The sequence below is a fragment of the Rhodococcus wratislaviensis genome (assembly GCF_041228765.1).
GTDB classification, from domain to species: domain Bacteria; phylum Actinomycetota; class Actinomycetes; order Mycobacteriales; family Mycobacteriaceae; genus Rhodococcus_F; species Rhodococcus_F wratislaviensis.
On sequence record NZ_CP150488.1, the window covers coordinates 6,823,535 to 6,837,818 of the forward strand.

At 68.2% G+C, this 14,284-nt stretch carries 15 protein-coding genes; 6 read left to right on the forward strand and 9 right to left on the reverse strand.

The features are described from left to right. Positions 1-2: 2 nt before the first annotated feature. Genes dmpG through WKC72_RS31515 form a run of 5 tightly spaced genes read right to left on the reverse strand, consistent with a single transcriptional unit; the run spans position 3 to position 5,381 of the window. Entirely contained in the window at positions 3-1,061 is a 1,059-nt protein-coding gene (gene dmpG / locus WKC72_RS31495; protein WP_037244124.1) for a 4-hydroxy-2-oxovalerate aldolase, read from the reverse strand. Positions 1,062-1,097: 36 nt separating this feature from the next. Further along, entirely contained in the window at positions 1,098-2,000 is a 903-nt protein-coding gene (locus tag WKC72_RS31500; RefSeq protein WP_370180721.1) for an acetaldehyde dehydrogenase (acetylating), read from the reverse strand. An 11-nt stretch (positions 2,001-2,011) separates the two neighbouring features. Further along, complete coding sequence (locus tag WKC72_RS31505) at positions 2,012-2,797, reverse strand: 2-keto-4-pentenoate hydratase (RefSeq protein ID WP_037244120.1); 786 nt, start codon at positions 2,795-2,797, stop codon at positions 2,012-2,014. After that, positions 2,797-4,509 carry an FAD-binding protein gene (locus tag WKC72_RS31510; protein ID WP_112299048.1) on the reverse strand — a complete coding sequence of 571 codons (1,713 nt, stop codon included), beginning with the start codon at positions 4,507-4,509 and terminating at the stop codon, positions 2,797-2,799. The genes WKC72_RS31505 and WKC72_RS31510 overlap by 1 nt, the downstream gene beginning before the upstream one ends. Further along, on the reverse strand, positions 4,506-5,381 hold the full coding sequence (locus WKC72_RS31515) for an alpha/beta fold hydrolase (protein WP_370180722.1): 876 nt from the start codon (positions 5,379-5,381) through the stop codon (positions 4,506-4,508). Before WKC72_RS31515 ends, WKC72_RS31510 begins: the two co-directional genes overlap by 4 nt. Before the next feature lie 197 nt (positions 5,382-5,578). Here WKC72_RS31515 and WKC72_RS31520 point away from each other — a divergent pair, with 197 nt between their 5' ends. Next, on the forward strand, positions 5,579-6,115 hold the full coding sequence (locus tag WKC72_RS31520) for a flavin reductase family protein (RefSeq protein WP_370180723.1): 537 nt from the start codon (positions 5,579-5,581) through the stop codon (positions 6,113-6,115). A 33-nt stretch (positions 6,116-6,148) separates the two neighbouring features. Here the strand turns inward: WKC72_RS31520 and WKC72_RS31525 are convergent, their stop codons facing one another. Then, positions 6,149-7,042 (reverse strand): IclR family transcriptional regulator, encoded by an 894-nt coding sequence (locus WKC72_RS31525; protein WP_370180724.1) that lies wholly within the window; start codon positions 7,040-7,042, stop codon positions 6,149-6,151. Between the two features lie 201 nt (positions 7,043-7,243). Between WKC72_RS31525 and WKC72_RS31530 the strand changes: the two genes are divergently transcribed. Both WKC72_RS31530 and WKC72_RS31535 read left to right on the forward strand, forming a co-directional pair. Then, the gene (locus WKC72_RS31530) at positions 7,244-8,140 is read left to right on the forward strand and encodes a TIGR03619 family F420-dependent LLM class oxidoreductase (RefSeq protein ID WP_370180725.1); all 897 of its coding nucleotides are present in this window, start codon (positions 7,244-7,246) and stop codon (positions 8,138-8,140) included. After that, positions 8,137-8,619: a nuclear transport factor 2 family protein gene (locus tag WKC72_RS31535; protein ID WP_037244103.1), complete on the forward strand. Its 483-nt coding sequence runs from the start codon at positions 8,137-8,139 to the stop codon at positions 8,617-8,619. Before WKC72_RS31530 ends, WKC72_RS31535 begins: the two co-directional genes overlap by 4 nt. 72 nt (positions 8,620-8,691) lie before the next feature. Here WKC72_RS31535 and WKC72_RS31540 read toward each other — a convergent pair whose 3' ends face one another. Continuing rightward, positions 8,692-10,155 carry an MFS transporter gene (locus WKC72_RS31540; protein WP_370180726.1) on the reverse strand — a complete coding sequence of 488 codons (1,464 nt, stop codon included), beginning with the start codon at positions 10,153-10,155 and terminating at the stop codon, positions 8,692-8,694. Between the two features lie 245 nt (positions 10,156-10,400). On the opposite strand from WKC72_RS31540, the gene WKC72_RS31545 reads away from it, so the two are divergent. The 3 genes from WKC72_RS31545 to WKC72_RS31555 are packed head-to-tail and all read left to right on the forward strand — an operon-like array spanning position 10,401 to position 12,965. After that, positions 10,401-11,336 (forward strand): 3-oxoacyl-ACP reductase, encoded by a 936-nt coding sequence (locus tag WKC72_RS31545; protein WP_370180727.1) that lies wholly within the window; start codon positions 10,401-10,403, stop codon positions 11,334-11,336. A 25-nt stretch (positions 11,337-11,361) separates the two neighbouring features. Next, positions 11,362-12,105 (forward strand): SDR family NAD(P)-dependent oxidoreductase, encoded by a 744-nt coding sequence (locus tag WKC72_RS31550; protein ID WP_370180728.1) that lies wholly within the window; start codon positions 11,362-11,364, stop codon positions 12,103-12,105. A 23-nt stretch (positions 12,106-12,128) separates the two neighbouring features. Next, positions 12,129-12,965 (forward strand): mycofactocin-coupled SDR family oxidoreductase, encoded by an 837-nt coding sequence (locus WKC72_RS31555; RefSeq protein ID WP_370180729.1) that lies wholly within the window; start codon positions 12,129-12,131, stop codon positions 12,963-12,965. A gap of 89 nt (positions 12,966-13,054) precedes the next feature. Here the strand turns inward: WKC72_RS31555 and WKC72_RS31560 are convergent, their stop codons facing one another. Both WKC72_RS31560 and WKC72_RS31565 read right to left on the reverse strand, forming a co-directional pair. Further along, the gene (locus tag WKC72_RS31560; protein ID WP_370180730.1) at positions 13,055-14,086 is read right to left on the reverse strand and encodes a DDE-type integrase/transposase/recombinase; all 1,032 of its coding nucleotides are present in this window, start codon (positions 14,084-14,086) and stop codon (positions 13,055-13,057) included. Continuing rightward, entirely contained in the window at positions 14,002-14,253 is a 252-nt protein-coding gene (locus WKC72_RS31565) for a hypothetical protein (RefSeq protein WP_370180731.1), read from the reverse strand. The genes WKC72_RS31560 and WKC72_RS31565 overlap by 85 nt, the downstream gene beginning before the upstream one ends. Between the last annotated feature and the right edge of the window lie 31 nt (positions 14,254-14,284).

The following is a 14,284-nucleotide window of genomic DNA, read 5'->3' on the forward strand; positions in this document are numbered from 1 at the left end:
GCCTAGGCGGACTTCTTCTCGGCGACTGCGGAACTCGCGGACTTCCGGTCTGCGAGACCGAGGGCGATCTCGATCAGCTGGTCCTCCTGACCGCCGACGAGCTTGCGTCGACCGGCCTCGATGAGGATCTCCGCACCGGACACCCCGTACCGGCGGGCGTGCGAATCGGCATGCTTGAGGAAGCTGGAGTAGACACCCGCGTAGCCCATAGTCAGCGACAGCCGGTCGAGCAGGCAGTCGCCGTCCATGATCGGCCGGACGACGTCCTCTGCGGCGTCGATGATCTTCAGAGTGTCGATGCCGGTGCGGATTCCGAGCTTCTCGGTCACGGCGGCGAATGCCTCGACCGGGGTGTTGCCCGCGCCCGCACCGAAACGCCGGGTCGAGCCGTCGATCTGCAGGGCGCCGGCCTCGACAGCGAGCACCGAGTTGGCGACACCGAGCCCGAGATTCTCGTGCCCGTGGAAGCCGACCTGCGCGTCGTCACCGAGTTCGGCGACCAGGGCGGACACGCGGTCGCTGACGGCGTTCAGGATCAGCGCCCCGGCCGAGTCCACCACGTACACGCACTGGCAGCCGGCGTCGGCCATGATCCGGGCCTGTGCGGCCAGTACCTCCGGCGGCTGGCTGTGCGACATCATCAGGAAGCCGACCGTCTCCAGCCCGAGTTCGCGAGCGAGACCGAAATGCTGCACGGAGATGTCGGCCTCGGTGCAGTGCGTGGCGATGCGGCAGATGCTCGCGCCGTTGTCCGCGGCCTCACGGATGTCGGACTGGACACCCAGTCCGGGGAGCATGAGGAACGCGATCCTGGCCTGTTCCGCCGTCTCCACAGCGGCCTTGATCAGCTCCTGCTCCGGGGTGTGGCTGAAGCCGTAGTTGAACGAGGAACCGCCGAGTCCGTCGCCGTGGGTGACCTCGATGACCGGGACCCCGGCGGCGTCGAGCGCCCCGACGATCGAGCGGACGTGTTCGACGGTGAACTGGTGTCGCTTGGCGTGGGAGCCGTCGCGCAGGGACGAGTCCGTCACCCGGATGTCGAGATCAGCACTGTAAGGCATCGGTATTCCTTCGAAGAGTGATTGGGGCGGACGCGCTCAGACGCTTGCGCCGAGGATCTGCGTCGCGAAGCTCTCGCCGACCTTGGTGGCGGCGGCGGTCATGATGTCGAGGTTGCCGGAATAGGGCGGCAGGAAGTCGCCCGCTCCCTCGACCTCGAGGAAGATGCCGACCCGGGCGAGGCCACCGCTGATCGGCGTCGGGTCGTCGAACTGCGGTTCGGCGCGCAGACGGTAGCCGGGGACGTACGCCTGCACGGATGCCGCGACGTCGTGGATGGACGCGGTGATCGCGTCCCGGTCGGCGTCGGCGGGAATGGAGCAGAACACGGTGTCCTTCATGAACATCGGCGGTTCGGCGGGGTTCAGGATGATGATCGCCTTGCCCTTCTTCGCCCCGCCGATCGTCTCGATGCCCCGACTCGTGGTGATCGTGAATTCGTCGATGTTCGCGCGTGTGCCCGGGCCTGCGGACGGCGACGCGACGCTGGCGACGATCTCGGCGTACGCCACCTCGGTGATCCGGGAGACGGCGTGGACCATCGGGATGGTCGCCTGGCCGCCGCACGTGATGAGGTTGACGTTCGGCGCGGTCCGGTGCTCGCCCATGTTCACGGCGGGCACCACAGCGGGTCCGAGCGCGGCGGGGGTGAGGTCGACGGCCTGGATGCCGAGTTCCCGGTAACGGGGTGCGTTCACCCGGTGCACGTAGGCGGACGTGGCCTCGAAGACGATGTCGGGGCGCTCGTCCTGGGCGAGCAGCCAGTCGACGCCCTCGGCGCTGGCGGTCACACCCCGGTCCGCGGCGCGTTTCAGTCCCTCGCTGTCCGGGTCGACGCCGATCATCCAGCGGGGCTCGATGATCTCCGAGCGGAGGAGCTTGTACAGGAGGTCGGTGCCGATGTTGCCGGATCCGACGATCGCGGCGATAGCCTTGGTCACAGTTGTCGCCTTTACTTGAATTCTACTGATACGGAACCGATGTCACTGAAATCGGCGCGGAACACGTCGCCGGGCCGGGCGTCGATCGCGCGGGTGCACGAGCCGGGCAGGATCACGTGCCCGGCCTCGAGTCGCACTCCGAAGCTCGCGACCTTCCGGGCCAGCCAGGCGACGGCCTTCGTGGGATTGCCGAGCACCGCCGACGCCTCGCCCCGCGCGATCTCCTCCTCGCCCTGGAACAGCACGGCGGAGATCCCGCCGATGTCGACGTTCGCCGGTTCCACCCGTCCGGCGCCGAGGATCACCCCGGCCGAGGACGCGTTGTCGGCGATCGTGTCGGCGAGCCCGATCTTCCAGTCGGTGATGCGTGAGTCGATCAGTTCGATGCTGGGAACGATGTATTCGGTGGCCGCCAGCACGTCCGCCTCGGTGCATCCCTCCCCCGGCAGGGTCTCGCCGAGGACGTATCCGATCTCCACCTCGATGCGCGGGTAGCAGAACCGGGCGGTGTCGATCGGCGTCCCCTCGGCGTACACCATGCTCGACAGCAGATGCCCGTAGTCGGGTTCGTCGACACCCATCATCTTCTGCATGACCTCGGACGACAGCCCGACCTTGTGGCCGTACACCGTCTCCCCCGCGCCCAGCCGCGCCCGGATGTTGATCAGCGCGATCTCGTAGGCGTCGACGACGTCGATCCCCGGGAACACGGTGGTCAACGGGTCGATCGGCGCACGGTCCTGTTCGGCGTTCCGCAGGAGGTGTGCGGCGGACAGTCGTTGGGCATCGCTCAGCATCACGCCACCTCTCCCGCACGTGAGTGCTGTCGTGTGCCCGGGGACGCCTTGCCACTCACGTGGGCGACGTGCAGCGCGGCGATGTAGCCGAACACCATGGCGGGACCGATGGTCGCGCCCGCACCGGCGTATTCGTTGCCCATCACCGACGCCGACGTGTTGCCGGTGGCGTACAGGCCGTCGATGACGGAGCCGTCCTCGCGGAGCACCCGCGCGTCGGCGTCGGTGACGAGGCCGCCCTTGGTGCCCAGGTCGCCGGCCTCGCACCGGATCGCGTAGAACGGTCCCTGGACGATCTCGTCGAGGCACGGGTTCTTCATCGTCGGGTCGCCGTAGTAGCGGTCGTACGCGCTGTCGCCGCGGCCGAAGTCCTCGTCTTTGCCGGTGCGGGCGAAGCCGTTGAACCGGTCGATGGTCGCGACCAGGGTGTCGGCCTTGACGCCGATCGCGTCGGCGAGGTCACGCACGGTGTCCGCCTTGTGCACGACTCCGGAGTCGTAGAACCCCTGCGGGAACGGCACACCCGGCAGCACCTGCGCGAACGGGTACCGCGACTTCGCCTTGCCGTCCATCACGAACCACGCCGGGACGTGGCCGCCGTCGAGCTGGTCGTGGACGAAGTTCACGTACGGCGACGACTCGTTCGTGAAGCGTTCACCGCGGCCGTTGACGATCACCGACGGCGGAATGCACCGCTCCGACACGAGCGGGATCACGGCGCCCATCGGGTGGAACACCGACGGCATCCACCACGCGTCGTCCATGAGGTCGACTGCGGCGCCGAGCTTCTGGCCGGCGACGATGCCGTCGCCGGTGTTCTCCCGGGCACCGGCACTGACGTCCGGGACGCCGTGCCTGGGCAGGTACTTCGCGCGCATGTCCTGGTTGTGGTCGAACCCGCCGGTCGCGAGCAGCACGCCGCGACGGGCACCGATCCGGACCGTCCGTCCGTCACGTTCGGCGAGAACACCGACGACCGCTCCGGTGCCGTCGACGATCAGTTCCGTCATCGACGTCTTCAGCCACAGCGGAACCCCGGCGTCCTTGAGAACCATCCGCATCCGCGCCACGAGTGCGCGTCCGCCGGTGGCCATGTGCCGTCGGCGGATCACGTTGGATGCCACCCGCCACGCCGCGACCAGTGATGCCTTGCGGCCAGTCCACGTGCGCTTGACCATGGCGAGGTCGTGGTAGTCCTTGGACGTGACCCACAGTCCCAGCGGGCCCTTCATGCTGTTCGGACGCTGGTACTGCTCGTCCTCCTTCAGCGCCCGGGTGTCGAACGGCGTGCATTCGATGGTGCGTCCGAGCGGACGGCCGCCGTCGTACTCCGGGTGGTAGTCGGAGTAGCCCTTCACCCAGTAGAGCTTCATGTGCGGGCTGCGGTCGAGCAGTTCCATCAGCTCGGGGCCCTTGTCGACGAACGCGTCGAGACGGTCGGCGGGAACCGTGCCCTCGGTGATGATGTCGAGGTAGCGGCGGATCGACTCCCGCGAATCGATCACACCCTTCTCCCGCAGTGTGGGGGCGTTGGGAATCCAGATGCCGCCGCCGGAGATGGCGGTGGATCCGCCGAACGTGGCGCCCTTGTCGATGACGAGGGTGTCGAGTCCCCGGTCGGCCGCGGTGATCGCCGCGGCCATGCCGCCGCCACCGCTGCCGACGACGAGGAAATCGACTGTGGTGTCGAAGTTCTCTTCGGTGCCGCTCATCGCCCGCTGCCGTCCTTGCGGAGCAGGAAGGCGAGGACGGCGCTCTCGAACGCCGTCTTCTGCTCGATCATCGCCCAGTGCCCGCAGTTCGGGAACACGTGCAGTTCCGCCCGCGGAATCGACCGCATCGGGATGATCGCCATGTCCAGCGGGCTGACCCGGTCGTCGCGACCCCAGGTGAGCAGTGTCGGCGCCTTCACCTTGTGCAGCTGAGCCCAGTACGGGGCCGCATCGGACTCGAGTGCGGCCCGGGCGCCGGCCTCGAACGCCGCCCTGCTGTACATCTTGCGGGCGCTGGCGAGGGTCTCGGGATCGGTGGCCTGCGTCCAGCGTTCCTCGATCAGTTCCTCGGTGACCATCGCGGGGTCGAACACCATCGAGTGCAGCCACGCGATCAGTCGCTCCCGGGTGGGGTCGTCCGTGAACTCCATCAGGAGGTTGATGCCCTCACCGGGGCCGGGGCTGAAGAGGTTCCTGCCGATGCCGCCGATGGTGATCAGCTTGGCGACCCGGTCGGGGTGCGCGATGGCGAACTGGGTGGCGACGATGCCGCCCATCGAGTTTCCGAGCATCGCGACCTCGTCGAGTCCGATCCCGTCGAGGAAGCGGAGCACGGCGTCGCCTGCGGTGAGCATCGGATGGCCGCCGAAGTCGTCGCTGACCCCGAATCCCGGGAATTCCAGGACGAAGGTGCGGAAGTGCTCGGCGAAGACGCCGAGGTTGCCGCGGAAGTTGCGCCACCCCGTCACACCGGGGCCGGAGCCGTGCAGCAGCAGGAGGGGCGGGCCGTCGCCGGCCTCGTGGTAGCGAAGCACGCCGAGGTCGGTCTTCAGCTCCTTCAGGGTGCCCTCGTAACTCGAGTCAGTCGTCATGGTCGGTCACGTTGCCAGCGCGCTCCCGGCTCGGACAGAAGCGATCCCGGTCAGCGAGACATCGCCCTGCTCGCGCAGCCATCGGCCGGGGATTTCCACTGACCGAGACGGCATCTCGTGACCGTTCGGCGCCGTCCCTAGCCTCGGGGACGATCGTCGAACGGGTCGGCGACGGAAGAGCAATCGGAGGCGGTCTGATGGCAACCGAACCGGCCGGCACCCAGCCCGGGACACGCTCGGACGCACCGTCACCGGACGAGATGCGCCGTGCCCTCGGCCAATTCGCCAGCGGGGTCACGGTGGTGACCGGCCTCGACACGGAAGGTCCGGTGGGTTTCACGTGTCAGTCGTTCGCGTCGGTGTCCCTGGAGCCGCCGTTGATCCTGTTCTGTGCCGATCACCGCGGGCGGGCATGGCCGCGCATCCGGCGGTCGGGGCGTTTCACGATCAACGTGCTGCGCGAGGATCAGACGGACCTCTGCTTCCGGTTCGGCTCGCGCCGGGGTTCCAAGTTCGACGGCCTGTCCTGGGAGCCGTCGCGGTGGTCGACGCCGTCGCTGCCCGGGGTTCTCGTGCGCGTGCACGCGGACGTGCAGTCGGTGCACACCGCCGGCGACCACGACGTGGTGATCGGACGGGTCCTGGAACTCGAATCGGTCTGCGAGGAGCGTCCGATGGTGTTCTTCCGGGGCGGTTTCGGCCTCGACGCCGCTCCGCGGCCCGTGCGCGCGTAACGAGTCCGGAGACTCGTCACGCGCGCACGGGCGCTACAGCCATTGCCCGGACTGCACCGCGAGGAGCTGGTCCAGGGTCTCGGTCGACCACGAGCTGTCCGGGATCTCCGGGGTCCGGCGGCCGCGGCGGGGTGTTCCCAGTTCGGGGTGGAGCGTCCGGGTGACTTCCCGGGCGGCGTCGACGACGAGCGGGGCGACGCGTTCGAGTTGGACGGTGCGCGCGTCGCCGCACAGCGAGATGCCGGCCACCGGCCCGTCGGCGCTGCGGACCGCGACACCGACACACCCGATTCCGCGCACCGCCTCCCCACGCTCGAACGCGAGTCCGCGGCGCTGCCGGATCCGGTTGAGTTCCTGGTGCAGCGTGGACAGTTCGGTGATCGTGCGGTCCGTGCTCCGGTTGAGCCGCGGCCCGTACATGCTGTCGACCCGCTCCGGGTCGACCCACGCCAGCATCGCCTTGCCGCCCGCGGTCGTGTAGGCGGGCACGCGCCCACCCACCCGCGACGGCAGGCTCGCGGCCATCCGGCCGCCCACCTTGTCCAGGTACACGCTCTCCGCGCCGTCCAGCACGGCCAGGTGCACCACCAAGCCGGTCTGCATGTGCAGTTCGTGCAGCAGCGGGGCCGCCGCGGCCCGAACCTGGCTGTGACCGTTGTCGCCGCCGCCGAGCCCCATCGCGCGCCGTCCGAGGCAGTAACCGAAGCTCGCGTGGTCCACCCAGTCGAGGCGGACCAGCTGGTCGAGGATGCGGTGCACCGTGGACCGCGGCAGGCGGGTGCGGCACGCGACCTCCTCGAGGGTCAGGCGCGACGTCCGGCCGTCGAACGCGTCGAGGATCAGCGTCATCCGCTCGACCATCGACGGTGGCAGATCCTTCTTCGCAGCGGGTACCGACAGTGCATCATCCGAATCGACGACAGTCATCGACGCCTCCAAATATCCTGGTCACACGCATACGCCCGACAAAAATTGAAATGAATTCTTAAAATGTACCAGCCGTGCCCGCCGCGGGGAAGAAATCGGACAATCGCCGCGTCCGGTCACCGGGAACGCCCGCGCGCCCACCGGGCGCCTCCACTACAACGGTGACGACAGACCGACCCCCGACAGCGGAGTAACGAACTGATGCACATAGGAATCGCGCCGCCCATCGTCATCGCGCACCCCGCCGTCCGCGCGGACTGGGAACTCGGCGCCGGCATCGCGGAGTTGACCGCGATCGCCCGCACGGCCGACCGCCTCGGCTACCACCACCTCACCTGCAGCGAGCACGTCGCCGTGCCCACCGACGTCGCGGTCGAGCGCGGCGGCACCTACTGGGACCCGCTCGCCACCCTCGGGTTCCTCGCCGCCCAGACCACCGGCATCCGCCTCGCCACCCAGGTTCTGGTACTCGGCTATCACCACCCCCTCGCGATCGCGAAGCGCTACGGCACGCTCGACGTCGTCAGCGGCGGCCGGCTCGTGCTCGGCCTGGGCGTGGGCAGCCTGCGCGAGGAATTCGACCTGCTCGGCGCCCACTTCGACGACCGGGGCGCCCGCGCCGACGACGCCCTCGCGGCGCTCCGTGCGTCGCTGTCGCAACCCCGGCCCGAGTACCACGGCACGTTCTACGACTTCGACGGCGTCGTCGTCGAACCGCATGCCGTCCAGCCGCGGGTCCCGCTGTGGATCGGGGGGCGGACACTGCGTTCCTTGCGCCGCGCCGCAACGCTCGGCGATGGATGGGTGCCGTTCGGCCTGTCCCTCGACGAGTCGTGCGCGCTACTCGCCAAGGTCGACCTCCCCGAGGGTTTCGAGGTGGTCCTCAGCGCGGGCGCGCCACTCGACCCGATCGGCTCCCGCGACTCCGTCGCCCGCGCCCTCGAACGACGACGCGACGCCGGCACGACCGTCGTCAGCGCCACCCTCGCGTCCACGAGCGCAGCCCACTACTGCGAACAACTGGAGGCCCTCCGGCTTCTGGGCGACGAACTCGGCCTCTCCTTCCGCGCCGCAACCGAAGACAGGATCCGTCCATGACCGGCACCGAAGAACTCGTCCGCGCGCTCGCCGAACGCGTCACCGCACTCGAAGACAAGCTCGCCATCCTCGAGCTGATGACCGCCTACGGTCCCGCCATCGACAGCGGTTCGGCCGACGCGGTCGCGCGGCTGTGGACCGAGGACGGCGTGTACGACGTGGACACCGGGGTGATGCGCGGGCACGCGGCCATCACGGCGATGGTGCAGTCGCAGGCGCATCAGGGCTGGATCGGCGGTGGCTGCGCGCACATGCTCGAGCCCGGGCACGTGCGTGTCGACGGTGACACCGCGGTGGCCACGTGCAAGTCGCAGTTGATCATTCACGACGACGACGGGTTCCGCGTCCACCGGATCACCGCCAACCGGTGGGAGCTCGCCAAGATCGACGGCGAGTGGAAGGTGACTCGGCGCGTCAATCGGCTGCTCGACGGTCGCGAGGAGGCGCGCACCCTGCTGGCGGCGGGTGTGCGCGTCTGAGCACGGGCTCTGCCACACCGACACGAGGCCCGCAGATGCTGCGGGCCTCGTGTCGTCAGCGTGACAGGGAGGTCAGGCGACCATCTCAGTCTTCGGCGACGCCACGTCGACCGGACGCTCGATCTTGTTGCGGGTGAGGAGAAGTCCCATCACCGATGCCAGCAGTCCGGCGACGGCGAGTGTGAAGAAGGCGTAGACGAACCCCCTCTCCGAGTACTGCGCGGCGCGTCCCACCAGCACGACACCGGGGATCGCGACGATGGCGATCATCACCTGACTGCCGATCGCACTGCCCAGCGAGCCGGACAGGTTGAGCATCCCGCCTGCGATCCCCTGCGTCTCCGCGGGCACGGTGCGCATGATGAGATTCGGCAACGTCGCCGACGCGGAACCGAGTCCGAGGCCGATCACCAACTGCCCGAACATCATCTGGACGGTCGAGTCGTGCAGGATGGCGAGCAGGAACGACCCGAGCGCCAGGGAGGCGCCGCCGAACACCAGAACCGGAGCCGGGCCGATGCGACGGGTGAAGTATCCGCCGACCGGGCCCGCGATCATCGACACGACGCCCGTGGGGACGGTGTAGATCGCGACGGCGAGCGCGGTGACTCCGAATCCGTAGCCGAGGCCGAGGTCGGGATCGGTCATCACGAACATCGGGATGAGCATCGAATGGCTGACCAGGACGAACTGGACGAAACCGCTGGCGGCCAGGGTTTTCGCAACGGGTCCGTGCCCGAGCATCTGCAGGTCGATGAGCGGTTCCTTCGGCGTGCGTTCGTACAGCAGCCAGCCGGCGAGAATGGCGAGACCGCCGCCCACGCACAGAAGCGTCTGCGGGGCCGTGTAACCCCATGTGGTGGCCTTGCCGATGCCGAACAGCAGCACGAATGCACCGAGGCCGAGGATGGCCGCGCCGAGCACGTCGAGCCTCGATCGCGTCCGCAGTGTGGTCTCGGGAACGAAGATCGCGACCGCGATTCCGACGACCGCCACGTGGAGGAGTTGCGCCCAGAATACGCCGGTGTAGCCGAAGTGGTCGATGAGGTAGCCGCCGATGATCGGACCGAGGATGGTGCTGGCCCCCATTCCGGTGGCGACGAATCCCACGGCCACGGGAATGATGGACGGAGGCAGGATGTCTCGGATCAGCCCGTAGGCGAGCACGAGGATCGCCATGCCCGCACCCTGGAGTCCGCGGCCCACGAGGAAGAGTTCGAAGTTGGGGGCCAGCGCACCGAGTAGCGAACCGGCGCCGAACACCGCGGCGGACACGAGCATCATCCGCTTCTTGCCGTAGATGTCGCCGAGTTTGCCGACGAGCGGAGTCGAAGCGGCGAGGACGAGCGTGACGATCGTGATCACCCAGCCGACATTCGCGGTGCCGAAGTGTTTCGCGATCTCCGGCAGCGCGGGGGTGACGAAGTTGTAGGCGAGCGGGATGACCTCGACCAGAAGGATGATCAAGGCCAGGAGGACGAACGACCTCCCGCGTGAGAGCGGTGCGCGCTCCGCCTCACCTGGGGACAGGGGCATGTTATGCATATGTGGCTCCGGGGGATTCGAGAGGATCAGCACGCCCAACCTGGCATGCCGCCCAGTGACGTCGACCACAGTTCCCACTCACCGAGACCTGCCCGCAGCCGGTGTCGTCGATGCCGAATCGGCAGGGAAAGTAGAAAACATTCCTCCATTAGATCGCGCTTCTCTAGTGACTGATCAGTAGTTCATGCGATACAACTAGAATGAAATCTAATTCTTCTCGCGAATCAGGAGTTCCCATGACGGAATCACTCAGCCTCACCGGACGCACCGCCGTCGTCTCCGGCGCAGGCGCAGGCCTCGGCCGGGCCGAAGCCCTCGCCCTCGCCGCCGCGGGAGCCGCAGTCGTCGTCAACGACATGGGCGACGGCGCACACGAGGTGGCCGCGGAGATCGCGGCGGCAGGCGGCCGCGCCACCGCCGTGACCGGTGACGTCTCCGACTGGTCGCTGGGCGCACGCCTCGTGCACGAGGCCGTCAGCACCTTCGGATCGATGGACATCCTCGTCAACAACGCCGGAATCCTGCGCGACAAAATGATTTTCAACCTCTCCGAATCGGACTGGGACGACGTCATCCGCGTCCACCTCAAGGGGCACGCCGCCACCTCGCGCGCCGCGGCCGTGCACTGGCGCGAGGCGAGCAAGGCCGCCGGAGGCCCGGTATACGGGCGGATCGTCAACACATCATCCGAGGCGTTCCTGTTCGGATCGCCGGGCCAGCCCAACTACTCGGCCGCGAAGGCCGGGATCACCGCACTCACATTGTCGACCGCACAGGGCCTGTCCCGCTACGGGATACGCGCCAACGCGATCTGTCCCCGCGCCAGGACGGCCATGACCGCCGAGGCGTTCGGCGAGAACGCGGCCGACACCGGACTCGACCCCCTGTCCCCCGAACGGGTCGCCACCCTCGTCCGCTACCTGTCCTCCCCCGCCGCCGACGAGATCAACGGCCAGGTGTTCGTCGTGTACGGCAAGATGGTCGCGCTGATGGCGGCACCGAAGGTCGAGAACCGCTTCGATGCAGCGGGTTCCGCGTTCTCACCCGAGGAGCTCGAGGAGCTTCTCACACCCTATTTCGCCGGCCGCGGACCGTACGAGAACTATGCCGCGTTCAGCGTCGCCGAATTGGAGAAGGTCGCGCTGGCGACCGGCGACACCGCCGGTGTCTGAGCCACACTCGCAGAAGGAGCACACGATGAGGCTGTACGGAAAGACGGCGATCGTGACGGGCGGCGCCGGAGGCATCGGCCGGGCCGTGACCACGGTGTTCGTCCGCGAGGGCGCCAACGTCCTGTTCGTCGACATCGACGACGAACGCGGCCGGGATCTCGAGCAGCAACTGGGATCGTCCGCTCGCTTCCTGAACGTCGACATCTCCCGGCTCGAGTCCGCCGAACAGATCCGGGACGCCGCCGTCGCAGCGTTCGGATCCGTGGACGTGCTGGTCAACAACGCCCACGCATCGCGGCAGGCACTGCTGATCGACCACACCCAGGAGATGTTCGACCTCTCGTTCCGGACCGGGTTCTATCCGGTCGTGCACCTCATGCAGGCCTGCTACGAACAGCTGAAGGCGGCGAAGGGCTCGGTGATCAACTTCGCGTCCGGGTCCGGGCTCGACGGCATGCCCACCCAGACGTCGTACGCCGCGGCGAAGGAAGCGATTCGCGGCGTCAGCCGGGTGGCGGCCAACGAGTGGGCGGCCGATCAGATCCGGGTGAACGTGATCTGCCCGTTCGCCGCCACCGAGGGCGTCCTCGCCTGGCAGGAACGATTCCCCGACCGCGCCGCCGCGTCCGTGGCGAAGATTCCGCTCCAGCGGATCGGCGATCCCGAGACCGACATCGCGCCCGTCGCGGTGTTCCTCGCGTCCGAAGATTCGCGGTACATGACCGGACAGACATTGATGGCGGACGGCGGCAGCATCAAGCTGCGCTGATCCGCCCGGACAGGAGAGCGACGATGAAAGACTTCGAAGGCCGGGTCGCCCTGGTCACCGGCGGTGCCCGCGGCCAGGGCCGCAGCCACGCGGTCGCACTGGCGGAACGCGGAGCAGACATAGTTCTGTGCGACCGCTGCGAGGACAGCCCGGCCGTGAGCTATCCCCTGGCCACCGCCGCCGACCTCGACGAGACCGCGGAGCTGGTGCGCGCCACGGGCCGCCGGTGCATCACCGCCAAGGCAGACTCCGCGGACCGAGTCGCGATGGACGCACTGGTCGCGGAGGCGGAGTCCGAGTTCGGGCGAATCGACGTCGCGGTCGCGAATGCCGGTGTCTCGGTGGCCGCCCCGGTGCAGTCGCTCACGCAGGAGCAGTGGTCGGAGGCGATCGGTTCCAACCTCACCGGCGTCTTCAACACCGTCGGAGCGGTGGCGCCCGGCATGATCCGGCGAGGATACGGCCGGATCGTCACCATCTCGTCGATGCTCGGCCGGGCCGGCAACGCCAACATGGCCGCGTACGCGGCGTCGAAGTGGGGCGTCATCGGGCTCACCAAGAGCGCGGCGCTCGATCTCGCCTCGCACGGCATCACGGTGAATGCGATTGCACCGGGCAATATCTCGACACCGATGATTCACAACGACGCCCTTTACCGGATGATGCGGCCGGACCTGGAGATGCCGGGAGCACAGGACGTGGAACCGGTGTTCCGCAGCCTGCACGCCCAGCCCGTGGCGTGGCTGGACGCCGCCGAGATCACCCGGGTCGTGCTGTTCCTCGCCGCCGAGGGCAGCGCACACATCAGCGGCATCGTCCTGCCCGTCGACGCGGGCAACGCCGCGAGGGTTACTGGCTGACGCCCCGTGAGTACTTGTTAACCGCCCGGCGGTTTGTGCTGTCTACGTAGATGTGAGACACGGGTGTCTACGTAGATGTGAGACAGATTTTAGGCGGGGCGGAGTTTGCCTTGGTAGCGCTTGGTGTGGTCGAGGTGTAGGTGGCCGATCACGTCGCCGTCGGTGGTGTAGGCGGTGACGTGGTCGTCGTCGCGCAGCAGGGTGACGGTCTGTCCGGCCATCTTTCGGCCGACGCTCAGGCGGGCGCGGGAGTCGACGCACACGGTGCCGGTGGAGGAGACGACGAGGGCGTGCACGGTGGCGTCGTGTTGGATCGGAAGGTGCTGTGGCCCACCGTGGATCGCCGCATTCCGCCAGGCCTGCAGCGGTGGCATCTTGACGGCGCTGTGCGGGCGTTCGGTGTTGTAGAACCGCTGGTAGGTCTCGCACAGTTGCTGCAGTTCGGTGGTGGTGGCCGCGGTGGTGGGCCGTGCGGCCAACCATTGCTTGAAGGTGCGGTGGTGGCGTTCGACCTTCCCGCAGGTCTGCGGGTGATACGGGGTGGAGTGGATCAGCCGGGCCCCGGCCTGCTCCACGACCCGGGTGAAGCCGGAGATGCCGCCCTTGGTGCGGCGGGAGGTGAACGCGCTGCCGTTGTCGGCGAGCACCAACGCCGGGATCCCGAAGCCGGTGAACGCGGCGGTGATCGCCGCGATCGCCCCGGCGGCGGTTTCGGCGTCCGCGACCCGGGTGGCGACCAGGGTGCGGGTGCAGTCGTCGAGGACCTCGAAGACGACGACCTTCTCGCCGGTGGCCAACCGGACCTGGGTGGCGTCGATCTGGTAGCAGTCGCGGGGGTTGCGGTAGCAGAACCGGCGGTACGACGATTTCGGGCGTTTCTTCGGTTCCGGGATCACCAGGTCGTAGCGGGAGAGGATCGTGTTGATCGTGGCCCGGGACGGGATGGTCCAGCCCTCGGCGGCCCAGTGGTGTTTGTCGGCGACGGCCTGCAGGTGGTAGGCGATGGTGTCGGCGCCGCGCTCGTGGTGGGGCAGGTTCAGGCGAAGCCGGACGATTTCGATCTCGACCGGTAGTGGGGTGGCGTGTGGGCAGGAGGTGGGCGGCGGGACCGGGTGGTCCACCGGCCCTCCTCCTCGATCCGTTTCTTGTGTCGGTAGGCGGTGGCGCGGGAGATCCCGTGGTCGGCGCACCAGCGGGCGAAGTTCCCGTCGAACATGTCGGCGCCGGTGGCGTGGGCGAGCACCAGCAGGGCGTGTAGCAGGTCCATGACGGCATCCGTTCCGGTCATGAACCAAGTTCACGACCAGTCAGGTGCCTCA